General features: G+C 70.5%; 17 protein-coding genes. 14 read left to right on the top strand and 3 right to left on the bottom strand.

Annotated elements, in window-relative coordinates; translation table 11 throughout:
- Positions 1-66 precede the first annotated feature (66 nt).
- The 9 genes from dnaE (at position 67) to BLS56_RS04110 (ending at position 11,669) form a co-directional block, all read left to right on the top strand.
- Positions 67-3,615 carry a DNA polymerase III subunit alpha gene (gene dnaE, locus BLS56_RS04150; RefSeq protein ID WP_091448252.1) on the top strand — a complete coding sequence of 1,183 codons (3,549 nt, stop codon included), beginning with the start codon at positions 67-69 and terminating at the stop codon, positions 3,613-3,615.
- Between the two features lie 95 nt (positions 3,616-3,710).
- Positions 3,711-4,946, top strand: coding sequence for a cytochrome P450 family protein (locus BLS56_RS04145; RefSeq protein WP_228771335.1), 1,236 nt, complete (start codon positions 3,711-3,713; stop codon positions 4,944-4,946).
- Entirely contained in the window at positions 4,943-6,154 is a 1,212-nt protein-coding gene (locus tag BLS56_RS04140; protein ID WP_091448250.1) for a cytochrome P450 family protein, read from the top strand. The genes BLS56_RS04145 and BLS56_RS04140 overlap by 4 nt, the downstream gene beginning before the upstream one ends.
- Before the next feature lie 708 nt (positions 6,155-6,862).
- A complete protein-coding gene (locus tag BLS56_RS04135; RefSeq protein WP_139190506.1) occupies positions 6,863-7,582 on the top strand; it encodes a hypothetical protein in 720 nt (239 codons plus the stop codon).
- A 20-nt stretch (positions 7,583-7,602) separates the two neighbouring features.
- On the top strand, positions 7,603-8,871 hold the full coding sequence (locus BLS56_RS04130; protein WP_091448246.1) for an adenosylmethionine--8-amino-7-oxononanoate transaminase: 1,269 nt from the start codon (positions 7,603-7,605) through the stop codon (positions 8,869-8,871).
- Between the two features lie 87 nt (positions 8,872-8,958).
- A complete protein-coding gene (gene bioD, locus BLS56_RS04125; protein ID WP_228771334.1) occupies positions 8,959-9,675 on the top strand; it encodes a dethiobiotin synthase in 717 nt (238 codons plus the stop codon).
- Positions 9,676-9,809: 134 nt separating this feature from the next.
- Positions 9,810-10,847, top strand: a complete 1,038-nt coding sequence (bioB, locus tag BLS56_RS04120; RefSeq protein ID WP_091448243.1) for a biotin synthase BioB — start codon at positions 9,810-9,812, stop codon at positions 10,845-10,847.
- Positions 10,848-10,857: 10 nt separating this feature from the next.
- The gene (gene bsaP, locus BLS56_RS04115) at positions 10,858-11,061 is read left to right on the top strand and encodes a biotin synthase auxiliary protein BsaP (RefSeq protein ID WP_091448242.1); all 204 of its coding nucleotides are present in this window, start codon (positions 10,858-10,860) and stop codon (positions 11,059-11,061) included.
- 29 nt (positions 11,062-11,090) lie between these two features.
- Positions 11,091-11,669, top strand: coding sequence for a DUF2567 domain-containing protein (locus BLS56_RS04110; protein ID WP_091448240.1), 579 nt, complete (start codon positions 11,091-11,093; stop codon positions 11,667-11,669).
- A gap of 465 nt (positions 11,670-12,134) precedes the next feature.
- Here the strand turns inward: BLS56_RS04110 and BLS56_RS04105 are convergent, their stop codons facing one another.
- Positions 12,135-12,815, bottom strand: a complete 681-nt coding sequence (locus BLS56_RS04105) for an LON peptidase substrate-binding domain-containing protein (RefSeq protein ID WP_091448239.1) — start codon at positions 12,813-12,815, stop codon at positions 12,135-12,137.
- A 71-nt stretch (positions 12,816-12,886) separates the two neighbouring features.
- A complete protein-coding gene (locus BLS56_RS04100; protein ID WP_091448238.1) occupies positions 12,887-13,588 on the bottom strand; it encodes an NUDIX hydrolase in 702 nt (233 codons plus the stop codon).
- A 60-nt stretch (positions 13,589-13,648) separates the two neighbouring features.
- Between BLS56_RS04100 and nadA the strand changes: the two genes are divergently transcribed.
- The 3 genes from nadA to nadC are packed head-to-tail and all read left to right on the top strand — an operon-like array spanning position 13,649 to position 17,120.
- Positions 13,649-14,656 carry a quinolinate synthase NadA gene (gene nadA, locus BLS56_RS04095; protein WP_091448236.1) on the top strand — a complete coding sequence of 336 codons (1,008 nt, stop codon included), beginning with the start codon at positions 13,649-13,651 and terminating at the stop codon, positions 14,654-14,656.
- Positions 14,653-16,281, top strand: a complete 1,629-nt coding sequence (locus tag BLS56_RS04090) for an L-aspartate oxidase (protein ID WP_091448235.1) — start codon at positions 14,653-14,655, stop codon at positions 16,279-16,281. The genes nadA and BLS56_RS04090 overlap by 4 nt, the downstream gene beginning before the upstream one ends.
- A gap of 17 nt (positions 16,282-16,298) precedes the next feature.
- Positions 16,299-17,120, top strand: coding sequence for a carboxylating nicotinate-nucleotide diphosphorylase (gene nadC / locus BLS56_RS04085; RefSeq protein WP_228771386.1), 822 nt, complete (start codon positions 16,299-16,301; stop codon positions 17,118-17,120).
- 374 nt (positions 17,121-17,494) lie between these two features.
- Here the strand turns inward: nadC and BLS56_RS04080 are convergent, their stop codons facing one another.
- The gene (locus BLS56_RS04080) at positions 17,495-18,274 is read right to left on the bottom strand and encodes a carbon-nitrogen hydrolase family protein (protein WP_091448232.1); all 780 of its coding nucleotides are present in this window, start codon (positions 18,272-18,274) and stop codon (positions 17,495-17,497) included.
- Positions 18,275-18,315: 41 nt separating this feature from the next.
- Between BLS56_RS04080 and BLS56_RS04075 the strand changes: the two genes are divergently transcribed.
- Positions 18,316-19,821 (top strand): ABC transporter substrate-binding protein, encoded by a 1,506-nt coding sequence (locus BLS56_RS04075; RefSeq protein ID WP_228771332.1) that lies wholly within the window; start codon positions 18,316-18,318, stop codon positions 19,819-19,821.
- A 61-nt stretch (positions 19,822-19,882) separates the two neighbouring features.
- Complete coding sequence (locus BLS56_RS04070) at positions 19,883-21,076, top strand: aminotransferase class V-fold PLP-dependent enzyme (protein ID WP_407640472.1); 1,194 nt, start codon at positions 19,883-19,885, stop codon at positions 21,074-21,076.
- Positions 21,077-21,091 lie beyond the last annotated feature (15 nt).

The following is a 21,091-nucleotide window of genomic DNA, read 5'->3' as shown; positions in this document are numbered from 1 at the left end:
TCGGAGCCGAGCGCGCCCCGGCACGTCCTCCACAGATCGCGGCGGGCACCATGAGAGGATCGCGCGGTGGCTGCCGAATCCTTCGCTCACCTGCACGTGCACACCGAGTACTCGATGCTCGACGGAGCGGCCAAGCTCAAGGACATGTTCACCGAGTGCGAGCGGTTGGGGATGACCTCGGTCGCGATCACCGACCACGGTCACACCAACGGCATCTACGACTTCTTCAAGCAGGCCAAGAACGCGGGCATCAAGCCGATCCTGGGGATCGAGGCCTACGTCGCGCCCGCGTCCCGGTTCACCAAAGAGCGCATCCGCTGGGGCGACCCCGCCCAGAAGTCCGACGATGTGAGCGGTAGCGGATCGTTCACCCACCAGACGATCTGGGCGCGCGACGCGGTCGGACTGCGCAACCTGATGAAGCTGTCCAGCCTGGCCTCGATGGAGGGCCAGCTGGGCAAGTGGCCGCGCATGGACCGGGAGCTGATCGCGGAGAACTCGGCAGGCCTGATGGCGACCACGGGGTGCCCGTCCGGGGATGTGCAGACCCGGCTGCGGCTCGGTCATGAGAAGGAAGCGCTGGAAGCCGCCGCCGCCTGGCGCGACATCTACGGCGCGGACAACTTCTTCGTGGAGCTGATGGACCACGGGCTGGACATCGAGCGCCGGGTTCGTGACGGGCTGGTGGATGTCGCCCGCAAGCTGAACATCCCGTTCGTGGTAACCAATGACTCGCACTACACGTACAAGAGCGACAGCACCGCCCATGACGCGTTGCTGTGCGTGCAGACCGCCAGCACGCTGCAGGACCCGACCCGGTTCCGGTTCGACGGCGACGGCTACTACCTGAAGTCGCCGGACGAGATGCGGGCGATCGACTCGTCCGACCCGTGGCAGGAGGGGTGCCGCAACACCCTGCTGGTGGCCGAGAAGGTCGACATCAGCGGGATGTTCGAGTTCCGCAACCTGATGCCGAAGTTCCCGATCCCCGAGGGCAAGACCGAGGACGAGTTCTTCCGCGAGCAGGTGTGGGCGGGGATGCACCGCCGGTTCCCAGAAGGCGTCGACGAAGAGCACCGCAGGCAGGTCGAGTTCGAGATCGGCGTCATCCTGCAGATGGGCTTCCCGGCCTACTTCCTGGTCGTGGCCGACCTGATCCAGTGGGCGAAGAACAACGGCATCCGGGTCGGCCCCGGCCGCGGGTCGGCCGCGGGCGCGCTGATCGCGTACGCGATGGGCATCACCGACCTCGACCCGCTGGCGCACGGCCTGATCTTCGAGCGGTTCCTCAACCCCGACCGCGTCAGCCCGCCCGACATCGACATCGACTTCGACGAGCGCAGGCGCGGCGACGTCATCCGCTACACCACCGAGAAGTGGGGCGCGGACAAGGTCGCGCAGGTGATCACCTTCGGCACGATCAAGGCCAAGGCCGCGATCAAGGACTCCGCCCGGGTGCTCTACGGGCAGCCCGGCTACGCCATCGCCGACAAGATCTCCAAGGCCTACCCGCCCGCGGTGATGGCCAAGGACATCCCGCTCAACGGCCTGTTCGACCCGAGCCACAAGCGCTACAACGAGGCCACCGAGATCCGCGAGCTCTACAACAACGACCCGCAGGTCAAGGAGATCATCGACACCGGGCGGGGCCTGGAGGGCCTGATCCGCAACGCGGGCGTGCACGCCTGCGCGGTCATCCTCTCCGCCGAGCCGCTGATGGAGACGATTCCGCTGTGGAAGCGCCCGCAGGACGGCTCGATCATCACCCAGTTCGACTACCCGACCTGCGAGTCGCTGGGCCTGCTGAAGATGGACTTCCTGGGCCTGCGCAACCTCACCGTCATCGATGACGCGCTGCGCAACATCGAGCGCAACGGCAAGCCGGTGCCCGACCTGGAGACCCTGGGCCTGGACGACAAGGCGACCTACGAGCTGCTCTCGCGCGGCGACACGCTCGGGGTGTTCCAGCTCGACGGCGGGCCCATGCGCGACCTGCTGCGCCTCATGCGCCCCGACAACTTCGAGGACATCTCGGCGGTCGGCGCGCTCTACCGGCCCGGCCCGATGGGCGCGAAGTCGCACACCAACTACGCGCTGCGCAAGAACGGGCAGCAGGAAATCACCCCGATCCACCCGGCGCTCGCCGACGCGCTCGAAGACATCCTCGGCACGACCTACGGCCTGATCGTCTACCAGGAGCAGGTCATGGCGATCGCGCAGAAGCTGGCGGGCTACACGCTCGGCCAAGCGGACCTGCTGCGCCGCGCCATGGGCAAGAAGAAGAAGGAAGTCCTGGACGCGGAGTTCGTCAACTTCTCCGGCGGCATGGAGAAGAACGGCTACCCCAAGGACGCCATCAAGACCCTGTGGGACATCCTCGTCCCGTTCGCCGACTACGCGTTCAACAAGGCGCACTCCGCCGCGTACGGGCTGGTCTCCTACTGGACGGCTTACCTCAAGGCCAACTATCCGGCCGAGTACATGGCCGCCCTGCTCACCAGCGTCCGCGACGACAAGGACAAGGCCGCGGTCTACCTGGCCGAGTGCCGCAAGATGGGCATCACCGTCCTGCCGCCCGACGTCAACGAGTCGGAAAAGGAGTTCGCCCCCGTCGGAAGCGACATCCGCTTCGGCCTCGGCGCGATCCGCAACGTCGGCGCCAACGTGGTCGACGCGATCATCAAGGCGCGGGTCGAGAAGGGCGAGTTCGCCGACTTCTCCGACTACCTGCGCAAGGTAGACGCGTCGGGGTGCAACAAGAAGGTCGTGGAATCGCTGATCAAGGCGGGCGCGTTCGACTCGCTCAAGCATCCGCGCAAGGGCCTGTTCCTCATCCACACCGACGCCATCGACGCGATCATGGAGACGAAGAAGGCCGAGGCGGTCGGCCAGTTCGACCTGTTCGGCGCGGGCAGCGACGACACGGAGGGCGCGGACGACAGCATCCGCAGTGTTTTTGATGTCCGGGTGCCCGACGACGTCTGGGAGACCAAGCACCAGCTCGCGCTGGAACGGGAGATGCTGGGCCTCTACGTCTCCGGCCACCCGCTCAACGGCGTCGAGCACATCCTGGCCGCGCAGTCGGACACCGCGATCACCACGATCCTCGACGGCGGCGTCGGCGACGGCGCGCAGGTCGTGATCGGCGGCATCCTCGCCTCGGTCAACCGGCGGGTGAACCGCAACGGCGAGCCGTGGGCGTCCGCGCAGCTCGAAGACCTCGCCGGTGGCATCGAGGTGCTGTTCTTCCCCAAGACCTACGCCGTCGTCGGCATGGGGGTGCTGGAGGACGCGATCGTCCTGGTCAAGGCCCGGGTGGCCAAGCGCGACGACCGCACCTCGCTGATCGCCAACGACCTCGCCGTGCCCGACCTGTCCAACGCCGACGGCGCCCCGTTCCGGCTGAGCATGGCGGCGACCAAGTGCACCCCGCCGCTGGTCGCGCAGCTCAAGGAGGTCCTCGGCGCCTACCCGGGCACCACCGAGGTCCACCTCAAGCTGATCAACGGCCCCCGGCAGACCCTGCTCAAGCTCGACGACGCCCTGCGGGTCAGCCCGTCGCCGTCCCTGATGGGCGACCTCAAGGCGCTGCTGGGGCCGAACTGCCTGTCCTGAGTTCACCCGTTCGGCGCAATCTTCTCCTTCCTCGGGTGATCCTCGGTACCGTGGTGGTTAACGGGGTTCACTGAGGTCTAGGGGGATGATGTTCAGTGCTGGACAACGACGTCACGGCCATCGAGGACGTCCCGCCCATCAAGCTTGACGAGAGCTTCTTCCAGGACCCGTTCGCCCTCTACGCCGAGCTCCGCGGAACCGGCCCGGCTCGCCCGGTCGTGCTCCCGCAGGGACTGCGGGTGTGGATCATCACCGACTACGCCGAGGCGCGGGCCGCGCTCGCCGATCCCCGGCTGAGCAAGGATTTCGCGGGCGCCATGCCGCTGATGGAGCGGCACAACGAGTCGGAGCGGCCCGGTCGGGAGGGGTTCGCCACCGACCTGGCAGCGCACATGCTCAACTCCGACCCGCCGGATCACACCCGGCTGCGCAAGCTGGTGAACAAGGCGTTCACCGCGCGCGGAGTCGAGCACCTGCGGCCGAGGGTCGCGGAGATCACCGCCGACCTGCTCGCGGACATGGCGGGCCACGACGAGGTCGACCTGCTCGACGCGTTCGCGTTCCCGCTGCCGATGACGGTGATCTGCGAACTGCTCGGCGTGCCGGACGGCGACCGCGAGTCGTTCCGGCAGTGGAGCGGCACGCTGCTCTCGGCCGCGCCGTTCGACGAGGTGCGGGCCGCGGCCGTGGCCATGCAGGCGTACCTGGTCCAGCTGATCGCGGCCAAGCGCGCCGCCCCCGGGCCCGACCTGCTGACCGCCCTGATCGAGGCGGTCGAGGACGGCGACCGGCTCAGCGAGCACGAACTGGTCTCGATGACGTTCCTGCTGCTGCTGGCCGGGCACGAGACCACGGTCAACCTGATCGCCAACGCCACGCTCGCGCTGTTGCGCGCACCCGACCAGCTCGCCGCGCTGCGCGCCGACCCGACGCTGGTGCCCGGCGCGGTCGAGGAGTTCCTGCGCTTCGACGGCCCGGTCAACCTCGCCACGATGCGCTACACGGTCGAGCCCGTCACCTACGGCGGCGTCACGATCCCCGAGGGCGAGTTCATCGCGGTCGCCATCGGCGCGGCCAACCGCGACCCACAGCGATTCCCCGACGGCGACCTGCTCGACGTGACCCGGCCGCCGTCCGCGCACCTGGCCTTCGGCCACGGCATCCACTACTGCGTCGGCGCGCCGCTGGCCAGGATGGAAGCCGAGATCGCGATCGGCGCGCTCCTGGCCCGCTTCCCGAACCTGGCGCTCGCGGCCGACCCGGGCGACCTCGCCTGGCGCAACAGCACCATCGTGCGCGCCCTGAGCACCCTCCCGGTGCGGCTGTCATGAGCACGACGACGACCACCCTCGACGAGGGCTTCATCCAGAACCCCTACCCGCTGTACGCGGAACTCCGCGAGACCGGCCCGGTCCGCCGGATTCTGACCGCGGGCGGGGTGCACGCGTGGCTGGTCACCCGCTACGCCGACGCCCGCGCGGCGCTGGCGGACCCGTGCGTGCGCAAGGACATCGCCGTGATGCGGGAGCTGATCACCCGCCACCGCACCTCGGACAGCCCGCTCGTCCAGTTCCTGAGCGTCCTCTCCGAACACATGCTCAACACCGACCCGCCCGACCACACCCGGCTGCGCAAGCTGGTGACCAAGGCCTTCACCTCCCGACGGGTCGAGCGCCTGCGGCCCCGGATCGAAGAGATCACCACCGACCTCCTGGACGACCTGGCCGCCCACGACGAGGCCGACCTGCTGGACGTCTTCGCGTTCCCGCTGCCGATGACCGTGATCTGCGAACTCCTCGGCGTCCCCGACACCGACCGGGACTCCTTCCGCCACTGGACCTCCCGCCTGGTGGCCACCCCCATGACCGAAGACTCCGGCGCAGCGGCCGCCGCGATGACCGACTACCTGACCGGCCTCATCGCCACCAAACGCGCCGCCCCAGCCGACGACCTGGTCACCGACCTCATCCACGCCGTCGAGGACGGCGACCGCCTCACCGAGCAAGAACTGGTCGCGATGGTCTTCGTGCTCCTGGTGGCAGGCCACGACACCACCGTCAACCTGATCGGCAACGCCGTGCTCTCCCTGCTCGAATCCCCCAACCAACTCACGGCGCTGCGCGCGGACCCCACCCTGCTCCCCAGCGCGATCGAGGAGTTCCTGCGCTTCGAGGGCCCGGTCAACCTCGCCACCCTGCGCTACACCGCAGAAGCGGTCACCTACTCCGGCGTGGAAATCCCGGCGGGGGAACTGGTCCTGGTCTCCTTGAGCTCAGCCAACCGCGACCCCAACCGCTTCCCCAACCCGGACCAGTTGGACGTCACCAGGGCGCCCTCGGCCCACCTGGCCTTCGGCCACGGCATCCACTACTGCGTAGGCGCACCACTGGCCAGACTGGAAGCCGAGATCGCCCTAGGCGCCCTCCTGACCAGATTCCCCAACCTCGCCAAAGGCGGTGAGCCCGCCACCACCCTGAAATGGCGAGACAGCACTTTGATGCGCGGCCTACGCGCCCTGCCAGTGCGCCCCCACGGCTGACCCCGCCTACCACCAGCCCCCTTGCCCTGTCGCCCCACCCCGAAGCCCAACCCGGACGAGACCGCGAAGGCGAGTCTGCCCACCCCCCGAATGCGCCCCATGATCGCAAGTTATCCACAGGCGCGACCCATTCCCTTCCCCGCGCTGACCTGCGGCGATAGACTGGAGCGGGGTCAGCCCCCAGGGTGGGTGGGGTTTTGTTGTGGGGCTGTGGGGCGGCAAACAAGGAGTTTCACGGAGTTGGCTTGGGCGGTTGAGTGGGCCTTTATGCAGGCCTACTTGCCAGGCCAGTCAGCCTGCCTGCCAACCAAGCCCCGCCCGTGTCAGGTGCTCAATGGGGGACAAGGAGCACACCCGAGCACCTGTCAGGCTGAACCGAGGCTCGCCGGGTGCTCGGCGGGAGCGGAGCAGGACATCCGCCTTCTGCCCAGGCCGCACCTACGCTCGCCCGGTGCTCGATGGGGTGGAGTGGTTTCTTCGGGGGTGAAGGAAGATCCCTGAACTCGCCGTGGTCGTGGGGCCGAAGGCTCCCCACCTGTCTTTCCCCGCGACGGGATCTTCCTTCGTAGGGGCCCCGAAGAAACCACTCCACCCCATCGAGCAACCCAACACACCCAGCCCCCGCAGAAGCCACCCCAAGTGGAACGCGCGGTGTGGCGAAGCCTCGAATGCCGGGTTTCCCCGGCTCCGTTAGGTAGCGTTGCGGCCGTGCGCGGGCGAGATGATCAGGAGCCGGTCGGGACCGTTGGCGCGCGCCTGCGTCGGGTGCGGCCGCACCTCACCCTGGTGATCGCCGCGGGCCCGGTCGCGGGTGTTGTCGCAACCGCTGTGTCCGATGGCTGGTCACCTAGCCTGGCGGCGCCTCTCCTCCTGCTGGCAGCGGGAATCGCCTACTTCCGAACCCGCCGGTTCCGTCCCCGCCGATGGCCAGTCGCCTCAGCCGTCCTGGGCGCCGCGGGCGGAGCCTGCGTGGGACTCGCCTCGGCGTGGTTCATCGGGGTCGCCGCCGCGGCGGCGCTGGGAGCGGGCGGATGGTTCGTGGGGGAGCACGCCCGCCGCCGGGTGCTTGAGCCCTACACCCCGGAGTTGGCGGATTCGCCGGTCGAGGTGCCCTGGCAGGCGCGGGGCGCACGCGGCCTGGAACTGCTCGTCGCCCACGACCGGATCACGCTTTCCGGCGGCCGGGGGCCATTCCGCCTTGTCCGACCGATGGTGGCGCTCAGCGGCGTCGGCGCCGTCGAGCAGGTGATGGTCGCCCGGCGCACCACCCTGCCCGTTCCGGGAGTCGGCGAGCTTCGCGTCACGGTGACCCCAGGTCCCGCTGTCCGCATCACCGTGCCGCCGGGGGAGTGGATCGTCCCGACCGACCATGGCCGGGAGATCGCCCGGCTTGTGGCCCGTCGCAAGGAACTCGCAGGCGTCGACTAGCGGTCGGTTAGCCTGCCCCGGTGACTCCTGACGAGGTGATCGCGCTCGACCGCGCGCACGTGTGGCACCCGTACGGGCCCATGCCCGGCACCCAGGACCCACTCGTGGTCGCCGCCGCCGAGGGGGTGCGGCTGCGGCTGGCCGACGGGCGGGAGCTGGTCGACGGCATGGCCTCGTGGTGGGCGGCGATCCACGGCTACCGCAACCCGGTGCTCGACGCCGCTCTCGCCGACCAGGCGGGGCGGATGAGCCACGTCATGTTCGGTGGCCTCACCCACGAGCCCGCTGTCCGGTTGGCCACCACCCTGGTGGAGATCACCCCAGAGCCGTTGCGGCACGTCTTCCTCTGCGACTCGGGGTCGGTCGGCATCGAGGTGGGCGTGAAGATGTGCCTGCAGTACTGGCGTTCGCTCGGGAAACCAGGCAAGCGCAAGCTGCTGACCTGGCGCGGCGGCTACCACGGCGACACGTTCACCCCGATGAGCGTCTGCGACCCCGAGGGCGGGATGCACAGCCTCTGGCGGGGCGTGCTGCCGGACCAGGTGTTCGCGCAGGCGCCGCCGAGCGACTTCGAGCACGACTACGTCGCCCACCTGGCCGAGATGATCGAGACCCACGCCGACGACCTGGCCGCGGTCATCGTCGAGCCGGTCGTGCAGGGCGCGGGCGGGATGCGCTTCCACGACCCCCGCTACCTGCACGTGCTGCGCGAGCTCACGCTGGCCAACGACGTGCTGCTGATCTTCGACGAGATCGCCACCGGGTTCGGCCGCACCGGCGAGCTGTTCGCCGCCGACCACGCCGGGATCAGCCCGGACGTGCTGTGCGTCGGCAAGGCCATGACCGGCGGCTACCTGTCCATGGCCGCGACCCTGTGCACATCCCGGGTCGCCGAGGGCATCTCCCGGGGCGAGGTCCCGGTGCTGGCGCACGGCCCGACGTTCATGGGCAACCCGCTGGCGTCCGCGGTCGCCTCGGCGTCGATCGGCCTGCTGCTGGCGGGCGACTGGCGGGGCACGGTCAAGCGGATCGAGGCCGAGCTGACCCACGGCCTGGCGGCAGCGGCGGACGTGCCGGGGGTGCGAGACGTGCGGGTCCTCGGCGGCATCGGCGTGGTGCAACTCGACCACCAGGTGGACATAGCCGCCGCCACGCGGGCCGCCGTCGACGCCGGGGTGTGGCTGCGGCCGTTCCGCGACCTGATCTACACCATGCCGCCGTACGTGAGCACCTCCGACGATGTCGCCGCGATCACCGCGGGCGTGGTGGCAGCGGCAGCGGCAGGGTAGGCGGCGGCCCGCCGCCGTCCCCGGTTTCGGTGGTGGTGTCCCAGCCGGACTATGTCCGCGCGGTTAACAGGGCTAACCTTGCTGCCCGTGAGTGTCCTCGTGATCACCGGGACCGGCACGGACGTCGGCAAGACCGTCGTCACCGCCGGGATCGCCGCGCTCGCCCGCGCCGCCCGGCGGCGCGTCGCGGTGCTCAAGCCTGCCCAGACCGGTGTCGCCCCTGGCGCGCCCGGCGACCTGGCCGACGTCCAGCGGCTCGCGGGCGAGGTGACGACGATGGAGTTGCGGCGCTTCCCCGACCCGCTCGCCCCCGACACCGCCGCCCGCCGCGTCGGGATGCCGCCGGTGCGGCCGTCGGAGGTCGCCGCCGCCGCGACCGACCTGGCCCGCACACACGACCTGGTCTTGGTCGAGGGCGCGGGCGGGCTGCTCGTCCGGTTCGACCCCGACGGCGGCACGCTCGCCGACGTGGCCTGGGCGCTGGGCGCGCCCGTGCTGGTGGTCGCGCACGCCGGGCTCGGCACGCTCAACACCGCGGCGCTGACCGCGGAGGCGCTGCGCCGCCGCGGGATCGCCTGCGACGGTGTGATCGTCGGCGCGTGGCCGAGCGCCCCGGACCTCGCCGCGCGCTGCAACCTGGACGACCTGCCGGTCGTCACGCAGGCGCCGCTGCTCGGCGTCTTCCCCGACGGTGTGGGCGGGTTGTCCGCCGAGGAGTTCGCGCCGGTCGCGCGCCGGTCGCTCGCGCCGTCGCTGGGCGGGGAGTTCGACGTCAAGGAGTTCACGGGCGCGTTTCCCGGGTGAGAGATTAGTCGCTCATGTGTGTCAGTCCCATGAGGCAGACTGACCCCCGACGCACAATGCCCGGACCACATGCCCGAATACCAAGCCCCGGCGCCGCACCCGGCCCGGACGCACCGGCTCTAGGAGGAACCACCGTGACGGCAGCCGCCGAGCGCACCCATGACAGCGCGACCAACGACGACGTGCTCGCCGTCGCCCGCGAACAGGTGCTCGACCGCGGTGTCGGCCTGTCCGAGGAGCAGGTGCTGCGGGTTCTGCGGCTCGGCGACGACCGCTTGGAGGACCTGCTCGCCCTGGCCCACGAGGTCCGGATGAAGTGGTGCGGCCCCGAGGTCGAGGTCGAGGGCATCGTCAGCCTCAAGACCGGCGGCTGCCCGGAGGACTGCCACTTCTGCTCGCAGTCCGGCCGCTTCCCGACCCCGGTCCGCTCCGCCTGGCTGGACATCCCGGGCCTGGTCGAGGCCGCCCGCCAGACCGCGGCCACCGGGGCCACCGAGTTCTGCATCGTCGCGGCCGTGCGCGGCCCCGACGCCCGCCTGCTCTCCCAGGTGCGCGACGGCATCAAGGCGATCCGCGAATCCGGCAACGACATCCAGATCGCCTGCTCGCTGGGCATGCTCACCCAGGAGCAGGTCGACGAGCTCGTCGCGATGGGCGTGCACCGCTACAACCACAACCTGGAGACCGCGCGCTCGCACTTCCCGAAGGTGGTGACCACGCACTCCTGGGAGGAGCGCTGGGACACCCTGCGGATGGTGCGCGAGGCGGGCATGGAGGTCTGCTCCGGCGGCATCATCGGCATGGGCGAGACCGACGAGCAACGCGCCGAGTTCGCCGTGCAGCTTGCCGAACTGGACCCGCACGAGGTCCCGATGAACTTCCTCATCCCGCAGCCGGGCACCCCGTACGAGCAGTACGAGCCGATCGAGGGCCGCGACGCGCTGCGCGTGGTCGCCGCGTTCCGCCTCGCCCTGCCGCGCACGATGCTGCGCTTCGCGGGCGGCCGCGAGCTGACCCTGGGCGACCTCGGCGCCGAGAAGGGCATGTTGGGCGGGGTCAACGCGATCATCGTCGGCAACTACCTGACCAACCTCGGCAGGCCCGCCCAGCGGGACCTGGACATGCTGTCCGACCTCAAGATGCCGATCAAGGCGCTCAGCGACTCGCTGTAGGAGTTCTGTCGTGTTCTGTGTGCACTGCGGCCAGCCCGCCGCGGCGGGAGACCACCTCTCCTGCCGCGGCGGTCGCGCCGCCCTGGAACCACCCCGCTTCTGCGCCGAGTGCGCACGCCGGATGGTCGTGCAGGTGACCCCGGTCGGCTGGTCCGCGCGGTGCAGCAGGCACGGCGAGTCGACCAGCGCGGGCGTCCCCGTGCTGACGGACTAGTCTCGCGCATGGGCTGACCCATTCGGCCCATGAGTTCTCGCGAGCGGAGGTCAGGCGTGACGGCGCCCCCCGATTACCTGCCGTGGTCGCACAAGCCCGCCCCGGTGGTGGTCAAGCGCGACCTGCTGCCTGCGGTCAGCGTGCTGTCGACCATCTCGTTGTTCGGCTTCGCGGTGGGGTGGCTGTGGTCCCGGCTGGCTCCTGGGCAGCTTGTCCAGGTCGTCGAGGACGGCGGGCTGGCGCCGTTGCGGACGGAAAGCTACCACCGCTTCGACGACCTGGTGCTGTTCCTGTTGCTGGGGTTGGCGGCGGGGGTGGTGACCGGGGTCGCGGTGTGGCTGCTGCGGGAGCGCCGTGGACCGGTGATGATGGTGGCCGCTGTGCTCGGGTCCGGGTTGGCGGCGTGGTTGGCGGCGCAGACCGGAGTGTCCTGGGCGGAAGCGCGGTTCGTTGTCGTGGGGGCGCCCGCGCTGGGGGATGTGGTGACTTTGGCTCCCCGGTTGGAATCCGGGTGGGGAATCGTGGCGTGGCCGTTGGGGACGGCGTTCGCTTACGGGGTAGCCGCGGCGTGGAACGGGCGGGATGATTTGGGGCGCAGGCTCGGGTAGCCCTGTGCTGGGCTGGCTGGTTTTGGCTGGCTGCTCGTGGGGGCCTGCTCGATGGTGTTCCGTGGTTCGGGGCTTGGGTGGGGTTGCTCGATGGGCGGGTGGGAAGCCTTCGCCCTCACACGTGCGAAGCCAACTTGGCGATCTTCCTTCTCCCCCGAAGAAACCACTCCACCCCATCGAGCACCTGGCAGCTTTACGTGCGGCTTGGCGAGCGCCGGGCTGGCTCCGCGCGCCGAAAAGCCAAGCGGCAGCGCCTAATTCACAGCCATTAAGTGCTTATTCCGCCGCCCCGAACCCCACACAACAAACCCACCCGCCCTGGGGGCCCGGCCCTGTTCCATTCTATCGGTGCAAGTCACGGTGGGGAATGGGGTGCGGGTTGCCTGTGGATAACTCGCCGTGGTTGTTGTGCGACACGCCGGGTGTGTGGGGAAACGGCTTTTGCGGCTTGGCTGTGTGGATCGCCTAGTTGAGGCTGATGGGGGTGCCGAACTCGGTGGGTGGGGCGGGGACCGCGCGGAGGGCGGAGAGGATGCCTGCTTCGCGGTTCAGGAGTTGGCCGACCATGCGCAAGCGGTGGAGGGGGCGGGTTTCCTCCAGGAGCCGTTGGCGGTCGTCCAGGCTGAGGAGGCAGTCCGCGGCTAGGGCGTGGGCCAGTTCGCAGGCGTCTATGTCTTCGTCTGGTTCGTTCCAGTCTTCTCGTTGCCAGGCCGCGGTGCAGTAGCGGCGGTGGGCGGAGCGGGCGGCTTTCGCCAGCATTGACACGGCGTCGGCGGCTGTCATGGGCTGGTCGGCGTCGGGGACCCATTCCACGGTGCCCATCAGGTAGGGGGCGGATGTGGTGTCCAGGTCGAGCAGGCGGAAGCGGCGGTCGCCGGTGGTCACGATGTCGAAGCGGCCGTCGGGGAGGCGTTTGGCTTCGCGGAGGGCCGCCGAGCAGCCGATGGCGCGGAGTTGGCCGAGGTCGGTGACCTCGTTGTCCATGGACGGGCGCAGCGCGACCACGCCGAAGCGGCGGTCGGGGAGGGTGCCGGTCACCAGGTCGAGGGTGAGCTGGCGGTAGCGGGGTTCGAAGATGTGCAGGGGCAGGTTCGCACCGGGGAGCAGCACCGCCTGCAGCGGGAACAGCGGAAGCGAATCGGCCACGCGCCCACGCTACGACGTGGCGACCACGCTCGCTGTGCGATTGCCCACGCCGCCTTTGTCTTATTTCTGCTTCACCGTCGCTCGCCGGGGGGCCTGAGCACCGCGAACGGGTCGGTGACGGCCATGCTGGTGTCCGCGAAACGAAACTGGGCCGCGGGCCTGCCACCGGCCCGGCCGGGGCGGGAGGTCTCGCCGGTGGGGGCCAGCAGCCCGCGGCGGGCCAGGACGCGTTGCAGGTTGGTCGCCGAGACGCGGTAGCCCAGGGCGGCCGAGTACAGCTCGCGCAGCGCCGAGATGGTGAACGCCGGGGGCGCCAGGGCGAACCCGATGTTGGTGTACGACAGCTTCGCCCGCAGCCGGTTGCGGGCGCGCAGGACGATCGCGCCGTGGTCGAACGCGGTGTGCGGCAGCGACTCCACCGGGTGCCACGCGGTGTCGTCCGGCAGTTCGGGGTCCATGTGCGATGGGACCAGGCACAGGAACGCGGTGGCGATCACCCTCGGCCCGGGGACGCGGTCGGGGGCGCTGAACACGGCGAGCTGTTCGACATGTGAGACCTGCCGCACATCGACCTTCTCGGCCAGTTGGCGGCGGATTGACGACTCCACGTCCTCATCCGCGCGCAACCGGCCGCCAGGCAGTGACCATCGGTGCGCGTGTGGCTCCATTCCGCGCTCCCACAACAGGACTTGCAGTGATTCCTGCCTCACCTGGAGCACCGCGGCCAGGACTTCGTGCGCGAGCGGAAGTGACGCGGTGGTAGCATTCAGCATGTTTTCGATCCTAAGGCGAAAACCTCGGGATCGGAAATCGGACAACTGAGGAGGGACCCGATGACCGCGGAACTGATCGACCTGACCCCCTATGGCGGGGTGGAGGCGGACGCCGCGTGGCGGGACGAGGTGCGGGCGCTGGCCCGCGAGCGCGACGCGGTGCTGCTGGCGCACAACTACCAGCTGCCGGAGATCCAGGACATCGCCGACTTCACCGGCGACTCGCTCGCGCTGAGCCGGATCGCCGCGCAGAGCGACGCGTCCACGATCGTCTTCTGCGGCGTGCACTTCATGGCCGAGACCGCGAAGATCCTCAGCCCGGAGAAGACCGTGCTGATCCCGGACGAGCGGGCGGGCTGCTCGCTGGCCGACTCGATCACCGGCGCGCAGCTGCGCGAGTGGAAGGCCGAGCACCCGGGCGCGGTGGTGGTGTCGTATGTGAACACCACGGCCGAGGTGAAGGCCGAGACCGACATCTGCTGCACCTCCTCCAACGCCGTCGACGTCGTGCGGTCGATCCCCGCCGACCGCGAGGTCCTGTTCCTGCCGGACCAGTTCCTCGGCGCGCACGTCAAGCGCGAGACCGGCCGGGAGAACCTGCACATCTGGGCGGGGGAATGCCACGTCCACGCGGGCATCAACGGCCCGGAGCTGGCCGAGCGGGCGGCGGCGGACCCCGACGCCGACCTGTTCATCCACCCGGAGTGCGGCTGCGCGACCTCGGCGCTCTACCTCGCGGGCGAGGGCATCGTGCCCAGCGCGCAGGTCAAGATCCTCTCCACCGGAGACATGGTCACCCAGGCGAAGGCCACCAACGCGAAGTCGGTGCTGGTCGCCACCGAGATCGGGATGCTGCACCAGTTGCGCAAGGCCGCGCCGGGCATCGAGTTCCGCGCCGTCAACGACCGGGCCTCGTGCCGCTACATGAAGATGATCACCCCGGCCGCGCTGCTGCGGGCGCTGCGCGAGGGCCGCGACGAGGTGCACGTCGACCTCGACACCGCGGCACGGGCGCGCGGCGCGGTGCAGCGGATGATCGAGATCGGGCAGCCCGGCGGTGGCGAGTGAGCGGCCCACGCTGGGAGGCCAGAGCCGACCTCGTCGTCGTCGGGACCGGGGTCGCCGGGCTGACCGCCGCGCTGCGGGCGCACTCGCTCGGCCTGCGCGTCCTGGTTCTCACCAAGGCCGCGGCCGAGGACGGCAACACCCGCTGGGCCCAGGGCGGCGTCGCCGTCGTCCTGCCCGGTGAGCACGATCCGGGCGACTCGGTCGACAAGCACGTCGCGGACACGCTGGTGGCCGGGGCGGGCCTGTGCGACGAGGACGCCGTGCGCGCGATCATCGCCGACGGCCCCGCCGCGGTGACCAGGCTGCGCGAACTGGGCGCGGTGTTCGACCCCGCGCCCGGCGGGCGGCTGGCCCGCACCCGTGAGGGCGGGCACAGCGCGTTCCGCGTGGTGCACGCGGGCGGCGACGCGACCGGGGCGGAGGTCGAGCGGGCCCTGCTCGCGGCGACCCGCGACGGGCGGGTGCCGGTGCTGGAGAACCACGTCGCCGTGCAGGCCGTCCGCACGGCAGGGGGCGCGGTCGCCGGGCTGCTGGTGCTTGACTCGGCGGGGGTGCCCGGCGTGCTCACCGCGCCCGCCGTGCTGCTCGCCACCGGCGGGCTCGGGCAGCTTTACCAGGCCACCTCCAACCCAGAAGTGGCCACAGGGGACGGTTTGGCGCTGGCGCTGCGCGCGGGCGCCCCGGTCGCCGACGTCGAGTTCGTCCAGTTCCATCCGACCGTGCTGTACACCGGGCAGGGCGCGCGGGGGCGTTGTCCGCTGGTGACCGAGGCGGTGCGCGGCGAGGGCGCGGTGCTGGTCGACGCGACCGGGGCGCGGGTCATGACCGGCGTGCACCCGCTCGCCGATCTGGCTCCGCGCGATGTGGTGGCCGCGGCGATCACTCGGCACATGGCGTTCGAGCGGGGCGGGATCGACGATCACGTGTTCCTCGACGCCACTCACCTTGACGGCGCGACTTTCCGCACTCGGTTCCCGACTGTTCACGCCGCCTGCCTCGCGGCTGGTGTCGATCCGGTGACCGAGCCGATTCCGGTCGCGCCCGCGGCGCACTTCGCCTGCGGCGGGCTCGTGTCCGATGTGGACGGTCGGACCGCGGTCGACGGGCTGTACGCGGCGGGTGAGGTCGCCAGCACGGGGCTGCATGGGGCGAATCGGCTCGCGTCCAACAGTCTGCTTGAGGGTTTGGTTGTCGGCACGCGGGCGGCTGAGGCGGTCGCGGCGGATCTTGCGTGCGGGAAGCTTGCCGATACCCGGCTTGCCGTTGTCGCCGACCTGCCGGTGGCTCCGGTCGCCGAGCGGGACTCCTTGCAGCGGGTCATGAGTCGGTATGCCGCGATCGGGCGGGAGGCTGAGGGGCTGGCTGTGGTGGGGTCGGTGCTGGATGTGTCCGCTGTAGACCGTCCTCTTGAGACCCGGGAGCTGGTCGAGGACGCGGCGCTGACGCTGGTTGGGCGCGCGCTTATCGCGGCTGCCGCTGCCCGCACGGAGAGCCGTGGATGCCATGTACGCACTGATTTCCCGGTTCGGGACGACGCTGTGTGGCGGCGTGGGTTGATTGTTCGGCTCAACCCGTCCGGTCAGCCGGTGCTGGCTCGGCCGACTGCTCTGCGAGGCGCGGCGTGACCATCGACCGGGAGGATATGGATCGGGCGATCGCTCTGGCGCTGTCGGAGGACCTGCGGTACGGGCCCGATGTGACCACTGAGGCGACTGTGGCGGCGGACGTGATCGCGGTGGCGGAGTTGACGCCGCGTCAGGCGGGGGTGCTGGCCGGGATTCCGGTGGCGTTGGCGGTGTTCGAGGCTGTGGTGCCGGATCTGGTTGTGGTGTCCTCTGTGGAGGATGGCTCCGCCGCTGTGCCCGGGGCGCCCGCCTTGGTGGTGCGCGGGAACACTCGGGCGCTGCTGACCGCTGAGCGCACGGCGCTGAACTTTCTGTGCCATTTGTCTGGGATCGCCAGTGCCACCGCGGCGTGGGTCGCGGCGATTGACGGGACCGGGGCAGCGGTGCGGGACTCGCGGAAGACGTTGCCGGGGCTGCGGTCCTTGCAGAAGTACGCGGTTCGGTGTGGGGGTGGGGTGAACCACCGGATGGGGTTGGGGGACGCGATCCTCATCAAGGACAACCATGTGCTGGCGGCGGGGTCGGTGGCGAAAGCCCTTGCGGCGGCGCGGGCTTATGCGCCGGATCTGGTGTGTGAGGTCGAGGTCGACAGTCTTGATCAGCTGGACGAGGCGTTGGCTGAGCGGGCGGAGTTGGTGCTGTTGGACAACTTCAGTGCTGGTGAGTGTGCTGAAGCTGTTCGGCGTGCGAGTGGGACGGGGACTCGGTTGGAAGCCTCTGGTGGGCTGACGCTGGGGGTGGCTCGTTCTTACGCGGAGACTGGTGTGGACTATTTGGCGGTTGGTGGGTTGACGCACTCGTCGCCTGTGCTTGATCTCGGGATGGATCTGCGGGGCTGATCTGGTGGTTGGGGTGGGGTTGCCCGAGGGGGTGGGCCGGTTTCGCCGGGGGGCGGCTTTGGGTGGGGTCTGCTCGATGGGGTGGAGTGGTTTGTTCGGGGCCCCTAAGAAGGAAGATCCCGTCGCGGGAAAGACGGGTGGGGAGCCTTCGGCCCCACGACCACGGCGAGTTCAGGGATCTTCCTTCACCCCCGAAGAAACCACTCCACCCCATCGAGCACTGGGCGAGCGCGGGTTCGGCCTGGCAGGGGCGGGCGTGCTCCTGCGTCCCATCGAGCGCCTTGCAGGGCAGGTGGGCATGGCCGGTGTTCGGGGTGCTCTTTGGCTCCGTTGAGCGCCTGGCGGGGTTGGGTTTGGTAGATGGGAGTGCGGGGTTAGAGGCGGCGGTTGGCTAGGACGGGGATGGCTTTGCGGGCCTTGTCCACTGTTGTTGTGTCTACGTCGACCAGTAGTAGGCCGGGGGTGGGGCCTAGTTGGGCTACTACGTCGCCGAAGGGGGTTGCCGCCAGGCTGTGGCCGATGCCTAGGGGGGCTGGGCCGGTTACTGGGCCGGGGTCTGCTTGGCCGCAGGCTAGGACCCAGCATGTTGAGTCCAGGGCCCTTGCGCGCACCAATAGTTCCCACTGTTCTCGTTTGCCTGGGCCCGCGCCCCAGGACGCGCCCATGAGGATCGCGGTGGCGCCTTGGTCTGCCAGGGCTCGGAACAACTCTGGGAAGCGGACGTCGTAGCAGGTGGCTATGCCTAGGACGGTGTCTTCCACCGTGACCGTCACCAGGGTGTTGCCGGGGGCCACGGTGCGGGATTCGGTGAAGCCGAAGGCGTCGAAGAGGTGGATTTTGTCGTAGCCCAGGTGGTTGCCCTGGCCGGTGATCAGCATTGTGTTGGTCACTCGGCCGTCGGGGGAGGGGGTGAACATGCCCGCGACCACCACTATGGCGTGTTCATCGGCTATTTCTTGGACCTTCGTTGCCCAGGGTCCGGTCAAGGGTTCGGCCAGGGGGGCAAGGGGGACGGCGAAGCAGGCCATGGTGGCTTCGGGGAAGAGGGCTACCGCCGCGCCTTGGGCCGCTGCCTCTTGGACGGCGGTTCTGACCAGGGCCAGGTTGGCCGTCGGGTCCGGTGTCGATGTGATCTGGCACAGCGCCACGCGCATGGTCGTTCCCCTCGAAGTCGGTCCGACTAGTGTCGGGCCTCGTGCCGATTCTGCCCCGCCTTGTCGCGGTCTTCGCCGCTGTTCTGCTGGTTGCGGCCTGTACCGGTGAACCTACGCCGCCCGCGTCCGGGGACCCGGAAGGCACGTCGCTGGTGATCGGGGTCGCGGATGAGCCTGAGTCGCTGGACCCGCTGCGGGGGTACGCGCCGTTGGGGGCCGCCAAGGTGTTCGACGGGCTGGTCGAGCATGACCCGGTGCGGGCCCTGCGGCCGGTGTTGGCGGCCGAGTTGCCGGGGCCGTCGTCGGATGGGCGGTCGTGGACGGTTCGGCTGCGGGATGATGTGTCGTTCAGCGACGGCAGCGCGTTCGACTCCGCTGATGTGGTGGCCACCTACCGGGCGCTGCTGGTGGACAGCGCGCCGCTGCGGTCGCGGTTCTGGATGCTCGCCGGGGTGGAGGCGATCGACAAGACCACGGTCCGGTTCGATCTGACCCGGCCGTATGCCGCGTTCGCCGACCTGCTGGTGCTGGGGGTGCGGTCGGAGTCCGACATCCGCGCCGACCCGGCTGAACCGCCGGTGGGGACGGGGCCGTACCAGGTTGCCGAGTGGGTGAAGGGGGAGCGCCTGGTGCTCGCCGCCAACCAGGCGTATTTCGCTGGGGCGCCCGCGATTACCAAGGTCACCGTCGAGTTCGTGCCCGATGACGAGGTGCGCGCCCAGCGGATGCGCGAGGGCAAGCTGGACGGGACCGAGTTGCCCGCCCGGCTGGCGACGGGGTTCGCGGGTGTCAACGGGCTTGCCGTGGTCGAGCACAGCAGCGCGGGGCTGCTCGCGGTGAGCCTGCCTGACGGGCCGGTGACCGGTGACCCGGCTGTCCGGCTCGCGTTGAACCTCGCCGTCGACCGGGAGGCGCTGGTGGAGCGGGCGCTGGGCGGCCGGGGCGCGCCGACGTCGCTGCCGGTGCCCTCGGCGCTGGCCGAGTTCGTGGAGCCGGGGGCGGCGATCAAGCCGGACCTGGCCCGCGCCCGCGAGGTGCTGGACGCGGCGGGGTGGGCGGCCGGTGGGGACGGAGTGCGGAGCAAAGGTGACACGCTCGCGGCGTTCGAGATCGGCTACCCCGTCGCCGATGTGACCGCGCGTGACCTGGTGGCGGCGTTCGCGCAGGCCGCCAGGGAGATCGGGGTGACGATCACGGCCGCGCCGACGCCGCGCGGGTCGGCCGCGCAGGGGCCCCGGCTCGTGGCGTTCGGCGACCCGGTCGACCCAGACCTGTCACTGTATCCGCTGCTGCACCCAGCGGGCGGTGACCTGGCTGCCGCGCTCGACGCGGCTCGGGCCACCACCGACCCGGCCCAGCGCGCCGCCGCGTTCCGGGCGTTGCAGCGGGCGTACGCCAGCGCGCCGACCATGGTGGTGCTGGCCGCGCCGACGCACAGCTATGTCATGCGCGAGAACTGGACCGGATACGAGCCCGTGGTGGACGCCACGGGCGCCGACCACACGTGGGGAGCATGGTGGAACCTGCAGCGCTGGGCGCCCCGGTGAGCGAGCCTGCGAGCGAACGCTCAACACACGTCCGAGGCTCCCGATCTGGTGAGGTGGTTCAGTGAGCGCCATCGATCTCGCCGCCGTGCGCGCGGACACACCCGCGTGCCGTGACCGGGTCTTCCTCGACAGCGCGGGCTCGTCGCTGCCGCCGAGGCAGGTGGTGGACGAGGTCGTCGGCCATCTGCGCCGCGAGGCCGAGGTGGGCGGCTACCGCGCCGCCGCCGAGCGGCAGGACGACCTCGACCAGGGGTACGCCCACGTCGCCGACCTGCTGGGCTGCCTGCCGGACGAGGTGGCGTTCACCGACAGCGCCAGCCGCTCCTGGCTCGCCGCGCTCGACGCGATCCCGCTCGGCCCGGGAGACCGGGTGCTGACCACCGAGGCCGAGTACGGCGGCAACGCCATTCCGCTGCTGACCCTGGCCCGCCGGGTCGGCGCGACCGTCGAGGCGGTGCCGTCCGACGCCGACGGCGCCCTCGACGTCGACGCGCTGCGCGGGATGCTTGACGAGCGGGTGAAGCTGCTGTCGCTGGTGCACGTGCCCACCAACGGCGGACTGGTCAACCCGGTCACCGAGGCCGCGGCCGCCGTGCACGAGGCAGGCGCGCTGGTCCTGCTCGACGCGTGCCAGTCGCTGGGGCAGCTGCCCATTCCGGCGGGCGCGGACATCGTCACCGGCACCGGCCGCAAGTGGCTGCGCGGCCCGCGCGGCACCGGGGTCCTGGCCGTGCGCCGGGCCGCCCTCGACCGGCTGCGGCCCCGACTGGTCGACCTGCGCGGCGGGTTCTGGGAGAGCCTGGACGAGGTCCGGCTGCACGACGACGCGCGCGTGTTCGAGCTGTGGGAGTTCGGCGTGGCCGAGCGGCTGGGGCTCATCGCCGCCGTCCGGTACGCGCTGGACCTGGGTCTCGACCGGATCGCGGCGGCGGTCGGGGAGCGTGCCGACCGGCTGCGCGCCGGGCTGGCCGCGATTTCCGGCGTCGAGGTCCGCGACCTGGGCAGCCGCCGCTGCGGACTGGTCAGCTTCACCGTCGAGGGAACGGCCGCGGAGCGGGTCCGCGACGCGCTGCTCGCCAGGGACATCACGGTGACCGTCAGCAGGGTGAGTTCGACCCGCTACGACATGACCCGCCGGGGGCTGGCCCAGGTGGTGCGCGCCTCGCCGCACTACTTCGTCTCGCCGGAGCAGATCGACCAGGCAGTCGCCGCCGTCGCGGCCCTGGAACGCGACCGCCGACCCGACCCGCTGTGACCTCGGGCAGACCTC

Origin of the sequence: Actinokineospora iranica, from assembly GCF_900101685.1 — a bacterium.
GTDB lineage: Bacteria > Actinomycetota > Actinomycetes > Mycobacteriales > Pseudonocardiaceae > Actinokineospora > Actinokineospora iranica.
This window is presented reverse-complemented; position numbering and strand designations above follow the sequence as displayed.